This window comes from Acinetobacter terrae (genome assembly GCF_002135195.1).
GTDB lineage: Bacteria > Pseudomonadota > Gammaproteobacteria > Pseudomonadales > Moraxellaceae > Acinetobacter > Acinetobacter terrae.
On the sequence record NZ_NEGF01000001.1, the window covers coordinates 449,599 to 464,801 of the forward strand.

General features: G+C 38.6%; 17 protein-coding genes. 6 read left to right on the top strand and 11 right to left on the bottom strand.

All coding sequences use genetic code 11. The features are described 5' to 3' along the window. Positions 1-224 precede the first annotated feature (224 nt). Entirely contained in the window at positions 225-1,436 is a 1,212-nt protein-coding gene (locus tag B9T23_RS02310) for a YeeE/YedE family protein (protein ID WP_086192821.1), read from the top strand. A 68-nt stretch (positions 1,437-1,504) separates the two neighbouring features. Here the strand turns inward: B9T23_RS02310 and B9T23_RS02315 are convergent, their stop codons facing one another. Further along, positions 1,505-2,026: a hypothetical protein gene (locus B9T23_RS02315; protein ID WP_407640411.1), complete on the bottom strand. Its 522-nt coding sequence runs from the start codon at positions 2,024-2,026 to the stop codon at positions 1,505-1,507. A 194-nt stretch (positions 2,027-2,220) separates the two neighbouring features. On the opposite strand from B9T23_RS02315, the gene B9T23_RS02320 reads away from it, so the two are divergent. Beyond that, positions 2,221-3,264 carry an NAD(P)H-dependent flavin oxidoreductase gene (locus B9T23_RS02320; protein WP_086192822.1) on the top strand — a complete coding sequence of 348 codons (1,044 nt, stop codon included), beginning with the start codon at positions 2,221-2,223 and terminating at the stop codon, positions 3,262-3,264. Positions 3,265-3,349: 85 nt separating this feature from the next. Here B9T23_RS02320 and dusB read toward each other — a convergent pair whose 3' ends face one another. Then, the gene (gene dusB / locus B9T23_RS02325) at positions 3,350-4,375 is read right to left on the bottom strand and encodes a tRNA dihydrouridine synthase DusB (RefSeq protein WP_086192823.1); all 1,026 of its coding nucleotides are present in this window, start codon (positions 4,373-4,375) and stop codon (positions 3,350-3,352) included. An 83-nt stretch (positions 4,376-4,458) separates the two neighbouring features. Between dusB and B9T23_RS02330 the strand changes: the two genes are divergently transcribed. Next, positions 4,459-5,667, top strand: a complete 1,209-nt coding sequence (locus B9T23_RS02330; protein ID WP_086192824.1) for a DUF1615 family protein — start codon at positions 4,459-4,461, stop codon at positions 5,665-5,667. After that, a complete protein-coding gene (locus B9T23_RS02335) occupies positions 5,634-6,281 on the top strand; it encodes an HAD-IB family hydrolase (RefSeq protein WP_086192825.1) in 648 nt (215 codons plus the stop codon). Before B9T23_RS02330 ends, B9T23_RS02335 begins: the two co-directional genes overlap by 34 nt. A 59-nt stretch (positions 6,282-6,340) precedes the next feature. Here B9T23_RS02335 and B9T23_RS02340 read toward each other — a convergent pair whose 3' ends face one another. The 7 genes from B9T23_RS02340 to B9T23_RS02370 all read right to left on the bottom strand — a co-directional run bounded on the left by B9T23_RS02340 (position 6,341) and on the right by B9T23_RS02370 (position 12,559). Further along, positions 6,341-7,813 (bottom strand): hypothetical protein, encoded by a 1,473-nt coding sequence (locus B9T23_RS02340; RefSeq protein WP_086192826.1) that lies wholly within the window; start codon positions 7,811-7,813, stop codon positions 6,341-6,343. Positions 7,814-7,825: 12 nt separating this feature from the next. Then, the gene (locus B9T23_RS02345; RefSeq protein ID WP_086192827.1) at positions 7,826-8,503 is read right to left on the bottom strand and encodes a hypothetical protein; all 678 of its coding nucleotides are present in this window, start codon (positions 8,501-8,503) and stop codon (positions 7,826-7,828) included. Positions 8,504-8,517: 14 nt separating this feature from the next. Then, positions 8,518-8,955, bottom strand: coding sequence for a PulJ/GspJ family protein (locus tag B9T23_RS02350; protein WP_086192828.1), 438 nt, complete (start codon positions 8,953-8,955; stop codon positions 8,518-8,520). Beyond that, positions 8,936-9,370, bottom strand: coding sequence for a prepilin-type N-terminal cleavage/methylation domain-containing protein (locus B9T23_RS02355; RefSeq protein WP_086192829.1), 435 nt, complete (start codon positions 9,368-9,370; stop codon positions 8,936-8,938). The genes B9T23_RS02350 and B9T23_RS02355 overlap by 20 nt, the downstream gene beginning before the upstream one ends. Then, entirely contained in the window at positions 9,364-9,828 is a 465-nt protein-coding gene (locus B9T23_RS02360) for a type IV pilin protein (protein ID WP_086192830.1), read from the bottom strand. Before B9T23_RS02360 ends, B9T23_RS02355 begins: the two co-directional genes overlap by 7 nt. Positions 9,829-10,382: 554 nt before the next feature. After that, the gene (locus tag B9T23_RS02365) at positions 10,383-11,477 is read right to left on the bottom strand and encodes a fatty acid desaturase family protein (protein ID WP_086192831.1); all 1,095 of its coding nucleotides are present in this window, start codon (positions 11,475-11,477) and stop codon (positions 10,383-10,385) included. Positions 11,478-11,491: 14 nt separating this feature from the next. Then, positions 11,492-12,559, bottom strand: coding sequence for a ferredoxin reductase (locus tag B9T23_RS02370; protein ID WP_086192832.1), 1,068 nt, complete (start codon positions 12,557-12,559; stop codon positions 11,492-11,494). Between the two features lie 139 nt (positions 12,560-12,698). Here B9T23_RS02370 and fabR point away from each other — a divergent pair, with 139 nt between their 5' ends. Further along, positions 12,699-13,394, top strand: a complete 696-nt coding sequence (fabR, locus tag B9T23_RS02375) for an HTH-type transcriptional repressor FabR (protein WP_143222492.1) — start codon at positions 12,699-12,701, stop codon at positions 13,392-13,394. Between the two features lie 52 nt (positions 13,395-13,446). Here fabR and B9T23_RS02380 read toward each other — a convergent pair whose 3' ends face one another. Both B9T23_RS02380 and B9T23_RS02385 read right to left on the bottom strand, forming a co-directional pair. After that, on the bottom strand, positions 13,447-14,274 hold the full coding sequence (locus tag B9T23_RS02380) for an alpha/beta fold hydrolase (RefSeq protein ID WP_086192833.1): 828 nt from the start codon (positions 14,272-14,274) through the stop codon (positions 13,447-13,449). A gap of 159 nt (positions 14,275-14,433) precedes the next feature. After that, complete coding sequence (locus tag B9T23_RS02385; protein WP_067723407.1) at positions 14,434-14,700, bottom strand: PAAR domain-containing protein; 267 nt, start codon at positions 14,698-14,700, stop codon at positions 14,434-14,436. Positions 14,701-15,029: 329 nt separating this feature from the next. Here B9T23_RS02385 and B9T23_RS02390 point away from each other — a divergent pair. Further along, positions 15,030-15,203: DUF4372 domain-containing protein (locus tag B9T23_RS02390; protein WP_143222493.1), on the top strand; the 174-nt coding region annotated here is incomplete at its 3' end.

A 15,203-nucleotide genomic window follows, 5' to 3' on the forward strand; every position in this document is an offset into this window, starting at 1 on the left:
CAGTTTACAGGTTATCTCATAAGGAAATCTCGCTATGGCATTTGCCAGCGCCCTTGGTTCTTTATTTAAAGTTTCTACATTTTAGCATCTCAATTATTAATTTTACAAATATAGCAAATCAGTTATTCTCAATTAAAATACTTATAATCTATAAGTTTTAATAATATATATAGTTGAAGAATCGACTAAAATACCCCGATTCATTTAGTTATTTTTATTCTCCCATGTCTGTTATTGCTGCAAAATCCAATCGATCGAATCTGTCGATTTGGGTTGCTCTTTTTCTATTGTTGATTGGTACACTTGGTGCCTATCAAGTTGTTGGGCTGAATCAAGCCTTATTATTCCTGATTGGCGGTGCCTTGGGCATGACGCTTTATCATGCCTCATTTGGTTTTACCTCCAGCTGGCGTGTCTTTATTAAAGAACGTCGTGGTCGTGGCTTGCGTGCGCAAATGATCATGCTGGGTCTTGCTGTATTGCTATTCTTCCCTGCTTTAGGTGCAGGTGAGCTATTTGGTAATCCTGTCAAAGGTAATGTCAGCCCTGTTTCCATGTCGGTGATGATTGGTGCTTTTATCTTTGGTATAGGCATGCAATTAGGCGGTGGCTGTGCTTCCGGTACGCTCTACACGGTAGGCGGCGGCAGCGCACGTATGATCGTAACGCTGATTTTCTTCTGCCTCGGCTCTTTAATTGCAACCACGCATTTGGACTGGTGGTTTAACCTGCCTCATCTTGCACCTATTTCAATAGTTTTAAGCTTAGGTGTTATCCCTGCTTTAATCGTCAGTTTTGTACTATTTGCTGCGATTGCATTTGCAACGATTTATTTTGAGAAAAAACGTCATGGTTCACTTGAAGTTGAACCTCAAGCGCAAACTCAAGGTTTAAAACGATTCCTACGTGGTCCATGGCCTTTAGTTTGGGGTGGAATCATCCTCACCTTGTTGAACTTTGCGACTTTGGCTTTAGCAGGCCGTCCTTGGGGTGTGACTTCTGCACTTGCAGTTTGGGCTGCAAAATCTGCGAGTTTTATGGGTGTAGATGTTGCCTCTTGGGCGTATTGGCAACAACCAGCCAATGCCAAAGCGCTGGCTGAATCATTATGGTTCGATATTACCTCAATGATGAACTTCGGCATTATGCTAGGTGCATTATTGGCAGCAAGTCTGGCAGGTAAATTCGCTCCTAACTTCAATATTCCAAAACGCTCACTGATTGCTGCGGTTGTTGGCGGTCTATTATTAGGTTACGGTGCACGTTTGGCGTATGGTTGTAATATCGGGGCTTACTTCAGTGGTATCGCATCAGGCAGTTTGCATGGCTGGTTATGGCTGATTTTCGCCTTTATCGGTAACAGCATTGGTGTCAAACTTCGCCCAATTTTCTTTCCGAGTGAACGTCCCCAAGCTGAAAAATTAACCGGTTGTTAAGACCGAGTTTTTAGATCCCAAAAAGCCCATCACTTGATGGGCTTTTTTATACATTCTATTTTTAAAATTTAGTTTAAAGCTGCCTTTAAATTACAACCATAGCCCATTATTTCCTGAGCCTGACGGTATGTTGTATAGCGATTTAAAATAAAATCATAAAACTGATCTGCATTTGCAAAACTTTTAGCCAAGTCTTCAGCTTGCATATTAGGTAATTGAACTTGCCCGATTAAATTCAGGTTTTGATTGCCCAAATGATACATCTCGGCAAAATATCCGTTCATCATTTCACAATAGGCTTGTTTAACCGGTTTTAATGAAGTCCGGCTCACAGCATACTGATCTAATGTTTTGAGTTGATTGACATCAAGTACAGACTGATCTGAAAAGGCAATATTATTGGTTTTTTTAAATGCCTGATAATTTTTAGATAACTGTTGATTTAAAGTCTCAAAACGCTGTTGCAAACTTGCGACATCCTGAACTTTGTATTGCTGAGGATCAATCTGTGTTTTATGCTGTTCAGAGCTTGAACATGCTGAAAATAATAAACTTGAAATTAAAGTCACAAAAATTAACGGCTTCATCATAACTTGCCCAATAGTCACATCATATAACACAACATTATGCCTGAAATATCCAGTTAAATTGACTTTTCATTTATATGGCGCCATGAGTGTAAACAATCAAAAAAATGTCATTTCATTTCCTCAAGAAATAACGAATATTATTTGCTTAATTTTCAGGGCTTGGGCAAAGTAATATAGATCAGCAGGAGCTAAATATGACTTTATTAGAACAACTTGATATTAGACATCCTATTTTCCTTGCCCCTATGGCAGGTGTTTCCACCCCTAAATTGGCTGCTGAAGTCTCTAATCAAGGCGGCTTAGGCTCACTCGGTTTGGGTGCAAGTTCTGTTGAAGCGGCACGTCAACAAATTTTAGAAACTCAAGCACTGACCCACCAACCTTTTCAGGTAAATTTCTTTTGTCATCAAAGTTTAGAACTCGACTACGAGGTTGCAAAGCAATGGATTCAATATTTAACGCCTCAATTTGAGAAGTATCATGCTGTTCCGCCAACAGAATTAAAATGCATTTATCCCAGCTTTTTAGATCATGATGATTATTTAAATTTAGTTTTAGAGACACGACCTAAAGCAGTGAGTTTCCACTTTGGTATTCCACATCCTCATCAAATTCAGGCCTTAAAACAAGCGGGTATTATCACCATGGTTTCAGCGACCAATCTGGCTGAAGCGCTTGAAATTGAAGCGGCTGGAATTGATGTCATTATTGCTCAAGGCATTGAAGCGGGTGGACATCGAGGGATTTTTAACGAAACCTTTGACAGTGCTGTTAAAACGTCTGATTTGGTTCAATTGCTAAAACAGTACTGCAGCTTACCCATTGTTGCTGCTGGCGGCATTATGAATGGACAGCAGGCTCAACTCCTATTCAAATTAGGAGCAGCAGCAGTTCAACTTGGGACTGCATTTGTGCAATGCAAAAGTTCCAATGCCAATACAGCGTATCGAAAAGCGCTGTTTAGCAAACCGATTACTCAAATTAGCGCCAGTATTTCTGGTCGTCCTGCGCGGGGCTTGATTAATCACTGGCATACCCAAGTGGATCGTCCTGAACGACCTCCTGTTGCTACCTATCCATATTGCTATGACTTGGGCAAACAACTCAATGCAGCAGCAACAGCGCAAGGCGATTATGGTTTTGGGGCATTTTGGGCAGGAACCAATGTCGCTCAAATTCGAGAAATGGAAGCTGCCGATTTAATCAACCAACTGGTTCTGGAAATGAGTCAAGCTTAATCATTTAGGTCATATCAGCCATAAAAAAACCTCTCAACCGAGAGGTTTTTATTCAAATCTTTATTCAAAATAAATTATTCGATCATTATTTGGTTTCAAGTAGATTGACCTGTTCAACTTGCACATCACTCATAATTTCACCTTGAGCCAATAACTGGTTGAAATAGTCTTCAACCACATTGAATTGTTCAGCCGTACTTTCGACCTTATACATATTTTGACGAAACTCATTGCTTGAACGTAAACCTTTGGTATACCAGGCAATATGTTTACGCGAAATCCGACACCCTGAATATTCACCATAGAAGTCATACAGTTCAGATAAATGCCCCAACAACACATCTTTAACTTCTTGAATATTTGGTGCAGCCAAGTGTGTACCTGTGGCCAAATAGTGGGAAATTTCACGAAAAATCCACGGTCTTCCTTGTGCAGCACGCCCAATCATCACGGCATCAGCACCAGTGTAGTCGAGTACATATTTGGCTTTTTCAGGACTATCAATATCGCCATTGGCAATCACTGGAATATTCAACATCTGTTTGACTTCTTTAATCAAACTATAGCGTGCAGTATTCAGATACATGTCTTCACGGGTTCGACCATGCAATGCCAATGCAGCTATACCCGCTTCTTCCGCACGTTTTGCCACCCGCATAATATTTTCATGACCATTTAAATACCCCAATCGAGTTTTTAAGGTCACCGGAACATCCACAGCAGCCACAACAGCATCTAAAATACGTGCCACCAGATCTTCATCTTTTAATAATGCGGAACCGGCTAATTTATTGCAGACTTTTTTGGCAGGACAGCCCATGTTGATATCAACAATTTGTGCGCCATTGGCGACTTGATAACGTGCTGCTTCGGCAAGTTCAAATGGGTCTGAACCTGCAATCTGTGCAGATATAGGTGCGATTTCACCATCAAAATTGGCACGGTACAAACTTTTCTTACTCATGCGTAAAGTTTGATCTGAGGTCATCATTTCACTGACGGCATGCCCTGCGCCAAAATATTTACACAACGTCCGAAATGGACGATCCGTAACACCTGCCATGGGAGCAACAATTAAATTATTTGACAGCTGATATGGACCAATATACATATAAATTCATCACTTTTTCGACCGGCATAGTATACTGCATCTGCTGTATTGGCTCATCCTTTTGGAAATATGTTTTCATCATTATGAAAAAAACTCTTGTTATGTCATCTCATGTTAAATCCTTGAGTATTCTGGCTTTGTCTCTTAGTTTAGTGGCATGTGGAGATAATTCTTGGTGGTCAAAAAATAATGAACCGACTCTAGAAGAAGATCAAATCAAGCGTCTGATTCCACCGCGTGTCAATGATCGTAGCTCATGGGCCAAAGATATTTACAGTATTACAGACCAGCTCGATATTCCCCAAACCAAGGAGAATATTTGTAGTATTGTGGCTGTCGTAGATCAAGAGTCTAACTTTGTTGCCGATCCGCAAGTTCCCGGTTTAGGTGTCAAGGCAGTTAAAGAAGTTCAAGACCGTCTGGATGAAAAATTTAAAAGCAAATTGGGTGATGGTCTGGGCGGAACAATGGCAGGCTATTTCCAAGAAGTCTTAAAAAACCAACCTAGCCCTGAAGATAACTATTTAAGCCAAATGCGTCGGGTAAAAACTGAACGTGAATTGGATGAGTTATATCGTGAAATTTTTACCTATATGTCAAAACATTATCATGTCAGCGCATTAACAGGCGCAGCAAAACTGGTTGGACAGGATATTGGGGAAAAATTAAATCCAATTACTACATTAGGCTCAATGCAAGTTCATATTGGTTATGCCAAAGAACACAAACGTCAAGGCGGCAATATTGCCGAATTACGCACCGACTTATATAGTCAATATGGTGGTTTGTATTACGGCATTCACCGTTTAATGATGTACCCTGCCGATTATGATAAAGCGATTTATCGTTTTGCAGATTACAACTCTGGTATGTATTCAAGTCGCAACGCAGCTTTTCAAAGCATGCTCAATGATTTAACGGCAGCTGAACTAGACTTGGATGGTGACTTATTGCTTTACACTAAAGAGGGTTCAATCCGTTCTGCTGGCAGCCAGTCTGAACGCGAACTGATTAGTGTTTTTGCAGCCAACAATATTTTAGTCACACCACGACAGATTCGTGCTGACTTAAAGAAAGAAAAAGATAAAAGTTTTGAAGATACAGCCACCTATCGTGCTGTAACCAAACTTTACCATGAGAAAACAGGCAAAGATCCTATTTATGCGATTATGCCTGAAGTGGTCATTTCTGGTCCTAAACTGAGCCGCGAATATAATACCAACTGGTTTGCAACACGCGTAAATGGAAGATATCAATCATGTATGCAACGAGCAAAAAGAATAAAAAATTAGCGCTCTTCGATTTTGATGGAACCCTGTGTAAAAAAGACAGTTTCACGGGGTTTATCTTCTATGCTTTATCCAAACGACATATCGTCAAACAAGGTATTAAACTACTCCCTTGGATTCAAGCCTATTATTTAAATGCTTACCCTGCGCATGCCATGCGCTCTAAATTGTTTCGTGCAATGTTTAGCAATGCAGATGCTTTAGAGTTAGAGCAAATTGCACAGGAATATGCCACCAGTTTAATATCTCAATTAAATCCACCGATGCTGAAACAACTTAAACATCATCAAGCTTTAGGCGATGAAGTTGTACTGGTTTCAGCATCAATTGATGTCTATCTTAAACATATCTGTATCTTATTAAATATTGATTTAATTTGCACCCAGACTGAACAAGTAAATAATACCTATACTGGACAATACACAACTCCAGACTGTAGTTCAGAACAAAAAAAACTACGAATTTTAGAAAAGTATTCTTTAGATCATTATTCTGTAATTTATGCCTATGGCAATAGTCATGAAGATAATGAAATGCTGAGTTTGGCAACTTATTCATATATGGTCGGAACGAATCAACAATTACCTGAAATTATTAACTGTAAAAAGTTGGCTTAGTTGCATTTACGTGCATAAAAAACCCACAATTCATTGTGGGTTTTTTAGATTTTAAAAGCTTACATGTAGCGGATAGATTTTGATTTGGTCGAATAGATTAATACAGGAATATTATTACCATCAGTATTACTTTTTCCTAAAGTAACTGTCATATTACCTTGTACCTCTGTTTTCAAATCACCTGTAACAACCAAGTTACCTTTAATATTAATATCACCAGTACCTGTAATTTTTCCAGATGCCTTACCTGTACCACCTGCTCCTTTAGTACCAACTAGGTTGCCATACAAATTAAGCGTTGTATCATTAGCAGCATCAATTGCAAATTCAGTGTCTGTTAAAAATAAAATATTCGACAAATTTGCTGGAAATAGATTGGTATTTTTTAAAAATTTATCTTTATTGTTTTTAAAATATGTCACACTTGTAATTAAACTTCGCTGTGTCGCATCATAAGGTTGACAATACTGAACAGGATAATTTTCAGCTGGGCAAACCTTATCCAAACGTGTCTTAATATTACTATCACTAGCCATTAATAAATAATGTAAAGGTGCATAAGCATTATAAGTACCGGCTATATTTCCTGTACCTAAGTCTGTTGTGACTGAACCTGTCGCTAAAACAGTATTGACCATATCATTTGGAGTCTTTTGCAATTGAATGAGAACACTCCCTTCAAACCACATGATCCCTGGCAAATTGATTGTCGATGAATTAAATGACCATACTCCTTTATTATCAATAGATACTCCTGTTGGACATGTAATTTGTATTGGTGTTGTAATTACTGCCCCCCCTGTAATATGCAGATTATTTCTATAACATTCTATTGATCCAGCATTGTTTTTAGTGAAAAGGTAATTTGCATAATTTTTTAAAGTTCCAGCATCTGCCACCTCAATTGGATTCGTATAAGCTTGCACTGTAATTCGTTCTAAAGTAACTTCTTCACCAGAAGTATCAACGACCTTACCAGCATTTTCACCACCTACAAAAATTGTGACATTCTCACCCGTTTCCCCTACAAAATTTGCATTCCCCCCCACCACCAAACCACCAGCAAAAATAGTGCCGGCAACCGTACTTTGCTGAACTTCTTTCTGATATGCATACATGGCACGAATAATTGCCGAAGCCCCACCACTTTTACCTGTAATATCAAAACAATAATGTACTTCACCAGGAATTGTTGATGCTGGACATGAAATAGATTTTACATAACTACTTGTAATTGTCGTACCTTCACTGATGTCACCTGCGGTAATTTTATCTAAATATCCTTGAGGTTGATTCAACAAAAACTTACTCAATGCATGATATCCCATCATCGCTTTCATTTGTGCCTGAGTCTGCGCATGCGCAGTAGTTGCACTTGATTGTAAATTACGCATTGATGACATGTAACCCACAGTCAGCACAGTTAAAGATAAGCCCACCAATAAAATAAATAAAAGTGAAGAAATACCTGCCTGTTTGACAAAAGGAATAGAATTATTCAGATTTCTTTGATTTTTTGTAGAGTAATGCATGACTTATTCCCCTTATTTAAAGTTAAACAGACATGTTATATTTTTAACTGTACGGGCTGAGCTATCGGTACTCGCAGCGTAAGTATTCGCCAGTAAAGTCACCTGATACTTCCCTAGAGGCATGCTAGAATCACCTTTAACACCAAAGGGACTACACCCTCCTGTGACTTGTTCTACTTTTATATCAATATCACCAATTTTATTGGTAGTATTAGCAATGCCTGAGTCATTTAAAGCTGCGTGATCAATCTGAATTAAAGGCTCTTTAGAGATCGTATCTGCTGGTTTAGCCAAACTAGAACATGAATAGCCCACATCAGTTTTGCCATATAGATACAAACCACTTGTATGACTTTGCAAAGCCTGACAATGTGTAGTTGATATTTTCCATACTAAAAACTTTCCGGTCTGCCCCAGTGTCACTGCATTCCCATCTTTATCTAACACAGCAAAGTCCGCAACAGTCGGATTAGTTAAGCCATAGCCCAATCCTTGCAAAATCCGGTCAGTGGCGATCAAACCCAACATAATATGACTATCAACTTTTGCGCCGAGAGAAGCTTCTGCTGTAACTTTACCTGTGGTCACAAAGGCACGTAGCATTGCTAAAATAATAATGATAGAAAGTGCCAATGCGATGAGGATTTCAATTAATGAAATACCACGCTGTGAAAATTTTAGGTTATGCATTTTCCCTCTCCTTTTCACGGTGACATTTGCACTTTAACAGGTACAAAAGTATCGTCTTCATCGACTGCAAGTGTTGCAGCGCTTACTTTTATTCCACCTGATGTAGATGATACAACCCCTGCGCCTGTAGAGTCCTTTGCTACAATGGTATAAGCACCCTCACTCACGACACAATCTAAATCAATACTTGTACCAGCAACCTGAATTTGGACTGCATGAGTTCCTACAGCCTTACCACCACATTCTGCTGAATTTTCTAACTGCTGTCGCATTTGGTTAACAGTATGCAAATGAATGTTCTGATCACGATGCATAACCGCAGTGCGACCCGAAATATAGGCAGCCCCCAAACCAATCACGGCCATTAACACCATAGAGACCAGTACTTCTATCAAGGTCGCACCCTGCTGCTGTTTATACAGAGCAGAATTTTTATAAAGTGCCTGTTGCATCTGTACCTCCACTTGCTGCTACAGTATAAAAGGTGCAGCTTCCGGTAAGTAAATGTGCATTATTATTGAGCTCTACTTTCTGATGACCCGTAGTACATCCAGTTGAAAGTGTTACGGTAACAGTGGGGGCAATACCTATGCTCCAAATACCCACACCATTACTATCTTTTACATTTACAGCGGTAGTGGTTACTTCTAAACTTGCAGTTTTTACATCACCTTTCACAGCGTTCGGATTACGCAGTGCTTCATTTTTAGCGCGTGCATATGCTTCTAAAAATAGTTTTTCAGTTTTAGTAATTTGTTGATTTGCTACCCAAACTCTTCCAAGCGGAAAGATCGCCAATGCCAATATTGCAAGCAAAGCAATAGCAACCATCAACTCGATGAGGGTCACTCCACGTTGACTTACCATGATTTTAATCCACCACAGCCTGATGTCGCAGGCACACCACGTTGATTTTTACTATTTAAAGTTAAAGTACAGCCTACATTACGACCTTTACCTGTGGCGGTAAGTACATATCCCTTTTTTGAATCTATGTCTTTGACTTCCATGGTGTAGTCAAAGGTTTCAAGTTCGGCCGGCTGCCAAGCAGAAGCATGACTTTGGGTTTCTGCTGTGGTCATGGTTGGATTATTAGGTGTTGGAGCTGTATAAGTTAAATTACGTTGATACAGACTTTCTAAAACCAGACTTAAGGCAACAAGATCTGCCCCAGCATTACGCGCCTTCGCTTTAGTGATGTAATTTGAATACATAGGCATCGCGATTGCTGCAAGAATGGCGATAATTACCACTGTCACCATCAGCTCTATGAGAGTAAAACCAGATTCAAATTTATGAGCTATTAAAGACGGTTTTTTGTGCATTTTTCTTTCCTATACCAAATGGCATATTTATATACAAAAATTAACACATCCCGCTTTTATTATAGTTTGTAAAAATGATCATTCTTTTTAATTATTAATCAATTAATTCGTATTTTAATAATCATTATTATTTGCATTTAATTATTCACAAAACCTTAATATACTTTAATTTAAGCAAATAAATAACAAATAAAACAATAAAATCAAATGCTTTATAAGCATGATTATTTATAGACTTATCTATTTAATTTTTTTACCAATTAATAGATGTTGCTTTATTGAACATACCCCTAGGGAGTATAATTGCAGTCATATATTTTTACTTTTTGACAATAGGCAAAAGTGCTCAAAAAGAAGATTTTTATGCAAAAATATTCATAAAAAAATTAACAAAAGCTAAACAATTTGCAAAGTTAATTTATTAACCAATTCATTCAACGTTTAATACTAAATTAATGGCCTGAAATTTTTATTCTATCTTATAAAAATTTCAGGAGTGATTGTGGGATAACAATCACTCCTGAAAAACAGCGTATCAAAATCTTTTGATAAACTTATTTTTTAAATGGAAAAGCATATTTAGCAATACGTTTAATCACACTACCATACTGTTTGATGAGACTTGCATTGTTGTAGTTCAAACCATACTTCTCACATACAGCTTGTACTTTTGGCGCCATTTTACGATAGCGACGTGCCGGAACATCTGGATATAAATGATGTTCAATTTGGTGACTTAAATGTCCGGTCAAAATATGGAATGCTTCTGAACCGGTTAAATTCGATGAACCACGAATCTGACGCATATACCAGTGACCACGACTTTCATTTTCAAGTACTGTTTTCGGGAAGACTTCAACATCTTTAGTGAAGTGACCACAGAAAATAATACTGAAGGTCCAAATATTACGCATACCATTCGCCACCAAGTTACCCGCTAAAACAGGTAAAGCTGCTGGACCGGCAATTAATGGGAAGAACACATAATCCTTAAACAATTGTTTAGTGATTTTGCGTTGCATTGGCTGCCATTCTTTTTTAGCTTGTTCTTTGGTTTTTCGACCAAACAATACTTTACCTAGTTCAAGGTTCTGAATTGCTACGCCCCATTGGAACAACAAGCAAAATGGAATCGCATAAATCGGTTGTAAAAGATAGCCGGGTTTCCAACGCTGTTCAGGGAACAGGCGAAGCAATCCATAACCGATATCATCATCCATACCTTTAATATTGGTATAGGTATGATGTTTATAGTTATGGGTTTGACGCCAGTTATCCGCTGTACCGACAATATCCCATTCGTAAGTTGGACCATTGAATTTCGGATCATTCATCCAGTCATATTGACCATGCATGACATTATGACCCAGCTCCATGTTTTCCATAATTTTGGCAAAACCGAGTAAACCGGTTCCTAAAATCCATGCTGGTGGGAACCAACCTGCAAATAAACAGGCACGTCCAGCAATAGAAGCATAACGAATCGTTGAATAAACACGACGAATATATTTCGCGTCTTTTTCCCCAATATCATCTAACACTTCTTGTTTAATGGCGTCTAACTCACGTGCCAATCCATCTAACTGGGATTGAGTGAGTTCACCATTTTTAGGATTTTTAAAATATTCTATTTTTACGGGCATATTCATGATATTTGACTCACTTATAAATCAATAACAAGATCAGACTGTGCTGAATTGACACAAATTTTTAATAAATTACCAGGTTCTGAATTTTGACTGCCATTGACTAAATTTTTGGTTGAACCTTCAACTTTATTGCAGACACATTTATTACAGATACCCATACGGCAACCATGCGTAGGTTTAACATTCTGCTGTTCAAGGCTGACTAAAATCGATTGACCTTTTGGAATAGCCAACACTTTTTTAGATTTCAATAAGGTCACATTGACAAAGCCAGTCTCGGAAGTTTCTACAGGTGTCATGCTGAAAGCTTCACTTTTAAAACTTTGCGCATGTGCAAATAACTGTTCAGCCTGTGCGACAAAACCAGATGGACCACACGCATATACCACGCTATTTTCAATGTTTTCCAGCAATGCAGCATGAGCTTGGTTTAAACGTTCGCCAGCATCGGCTTCTTGAGTATAAAAAACTTGAAATGAAAAATTTGGATATTGTTCTGCGAGCTTTTCAAAACGTGCCTTAAAAGCCACATCTGCATATTCTTTCACCCAGTACAACAACTGGATCGGTGCTTGGGCCATGCGATCTGTTTTAGAGAGTGCTTTGAGTAAACTCAACATTGGAGTAATACCACTACCCGCAGCAAGCAATAGCATCGCTTGAGCCTGTTCTGGTAACAGCATATCGCCATAAGGCTGTCCAAATTCAAGGATATCACCGACTTGTGACTGTTCAACCAACCAAGAGCTGACTTTACCTTGATCAACTTTTTTAACTGTCAACAAGACATGTTGAGAATCAAGTTGAGTCAAACTATAGCTGCGTTCATAGCGAATACCGTCGACTTCCACAAAAATCGGATGATGCTGCCCTGCTTGCCCAACCTCAAAATGACGATTGAACTGAATGGTTAGACTCACCATATTTTGAGCAGAATTTTCTTTTTGAACAATTTTCCCCAAGGCTTGGTTAAATGACCAAAGCGGATTAAATTTTTGCAGCCAAAAGTTTGCTGCATGCTGATCAATAACAGTTTCAGCAAGTGAACTTAAGGGAGATTTCATTTTTTCTAACATATGCATAGTAAGCACCACGCGATTGAATTTTAATTATTATACACATGTATATATATTTGTATATATATTCGTATTGTTTCTATTCATTTCCCAAGTGAGCAAGCAACGGCTATAATGTTTTGGTGTCTCTAATCCTTTGAAAAATATGAATCAGTCTTCAATCAAAAAAAATGTTGATGCCACAATTGCTGCACAAAGTCTTGCTCATGAGCCAGTTATCGTCCGCACAGTCGGTCGAAAAGCAACAATTACCAAAGAAGAACTGTTTCAAGCCGCACTCAATTTAATTGGTCCTCAAAAAAGTATTGCATCCTTAAGCCTGCGTGAAGTTGCTCGTGAAGCAGGTATTGCTCCGAACAGTTTTTACAGACATTTCAAAGATATAGATGAACTGGCAATTGAATTGATTGATCGCGCTGGTCATGTATTGCGTCAGATTTTGCATCAGGCACGCTTAAAAGCCTCCAAACAAAACAGTATTATTCGCAGTTCAGTTGAAATTTTTATTGAGCAGTTAGATGCCGATGAAGGAAATTTAAGCTTATTACTTCGTGAAGCCTATACCGGTTCTGCTTCATACAAATTAGCAGTAGAGCGTCAATTAAATTATTTTCAGCAAGAACTGCAAGAAGATCTCATTCGCTTAGAACGTCTGAATCATAGTAAATTGTTTCATCCTGACATTGTTGCAAAAGCGATTACCCAATTGGTGTTTAATATGGGTGCGACAGTGATTGATATGCCTATGATTGAACGCAAAGAAATTGCAGAACAAACCATGATTATGATTCGCATGCTTTTAGAAGGTGCACGTCATTTGGATGAAGCGAAAATTCGCTAATGCTCAAATATTTAAGGATTGAATCCTGACATATTGAATCCTTCCTCTATCTTTAAATGCTTTTCTGTTGAGCAATAATATATTTAACCAGTTCAGCGGTTTTTTCAGGCTGTTCCAATGGGAACATATGCCCGCCTTGCATCAAGCTATAATCAATCTGATAGGTCTTTTGCATCCCTTGCGGAAAACCTTGCTTGTAAAATGGACTGTTATACGCACTAATTAAATGTACAGGCACAGCCGGTGCTTTCCTCGGCGTACGCCACCACCATGCAGGCACCGTTCTAAAAATTTCGGCTTCAATCCTTTTGGGCACTACCAAAGTTAAGCCTCCACGTTGAATATCTGGTTGCAAACCACAGGCTAAAAAATCCTGAAAACAGCTTTGATCAAAATGTTTAAATAACGGGTTATGCCGCATGGAAGCATAGGCTTGCTCATGGTTTTCCCAGTGATCTTTTCGTTTCAGGGTGATGCCTGCCGGAGTCAATTGATCGATTGCTTTGAGTTTTAATTTTTTTGCAATTTCAAACATGGGTGACTTTGAACCAATCACAAAAGGTGGATCCATAATCACCAATTGTGAAAATAAATCAGGACGCTTATAGGCACTCATGAGCGTGAGTAATGACCCAAAAGAATGCCCCAGACCTATGACCTTTTTTCCAGGAAATTTCTGTTCAATATCATCAATAATTTGATCGACTAAATAACGCCAGTCATGCGTAATGGGATATTGTGGATCCATTCCAATCATCGGAATGGACTTCAAATCAAACTCATCTTCAAAGCAAGCGAAAAACTTTTGATAACTTGGCGCAGGAATTCCATTGGCATGGGTAAAATGAATCGCTGTCTTTTTAAATGATGAATCCTTCATATAGCTCTGCTCTTCCCTGATTAAACCTATTCACGTGCTGATAGCTTAAGGAAAAGCCTGCCTGATTCAAATCACTAAATCATGGATAAGCTGACTTCAAAGTCAGTCTTTCTTTATTATGAAAAATTATTATAAAAATATTTTTAAACGCGACCACGCTTACTTCTTGGAAACAACTAAAGCTTGATTGCCTAAAAAAGTTGCGCCACACGTCGTTTTATCTCCGGCAATAACGATCCCCCGTCCTTTTACGACTGTAGATTGATCTGCTGCAATTGCAGACACCACAGCTTGGCATTTTGGACAGTAATGTTTCATACCATGCAGATGCACCGCAATTCCATTAATGATAAAGGTATTTTCGCATTCTGAGACAATGCCGCCATGTGAGGTTGAAGAACCCATGGTCACTAAAGATTTAGCCATCATTATTCTAATTTGATTTATAAAATTTATGCGTCATTTTAACATGAGATGAGGGGCTGTTGACAATTCATCTATGTTTGCGACTATGAGTATTTTTTAGGTGATACTAGCCATGAAATACGAAATTTAGTCATTCTAAATGAGTAGTTCATAACGACGTAGCGTTAAAAAACACTCTAGTCCCTAGCTGTGCCTTGCGCTGAAAACAAAACAATAAAAAAGCACCCGAAGGCACTGCTGTCCCATAGTTTGATTTAAATAAAAAAACCTGAGTCCGAACAGTTAAAATATGAGTGCAAACAAACACTTTAACGACCAGGATTCAGGTTTTGTCACATCAGAATACCGTATTTCATCAGTTAATTAAACCAGTCTTACGACAAGATTTTGAACGGCTTGCTAAACAACATCATGTTGGGCAGAAATTCAGATCTGCTTCTCGATGGGATCAGTTTATTGCCCTGTTAATGTCCCAACTTTCCTGCCGACAAAGCCTACGGGAT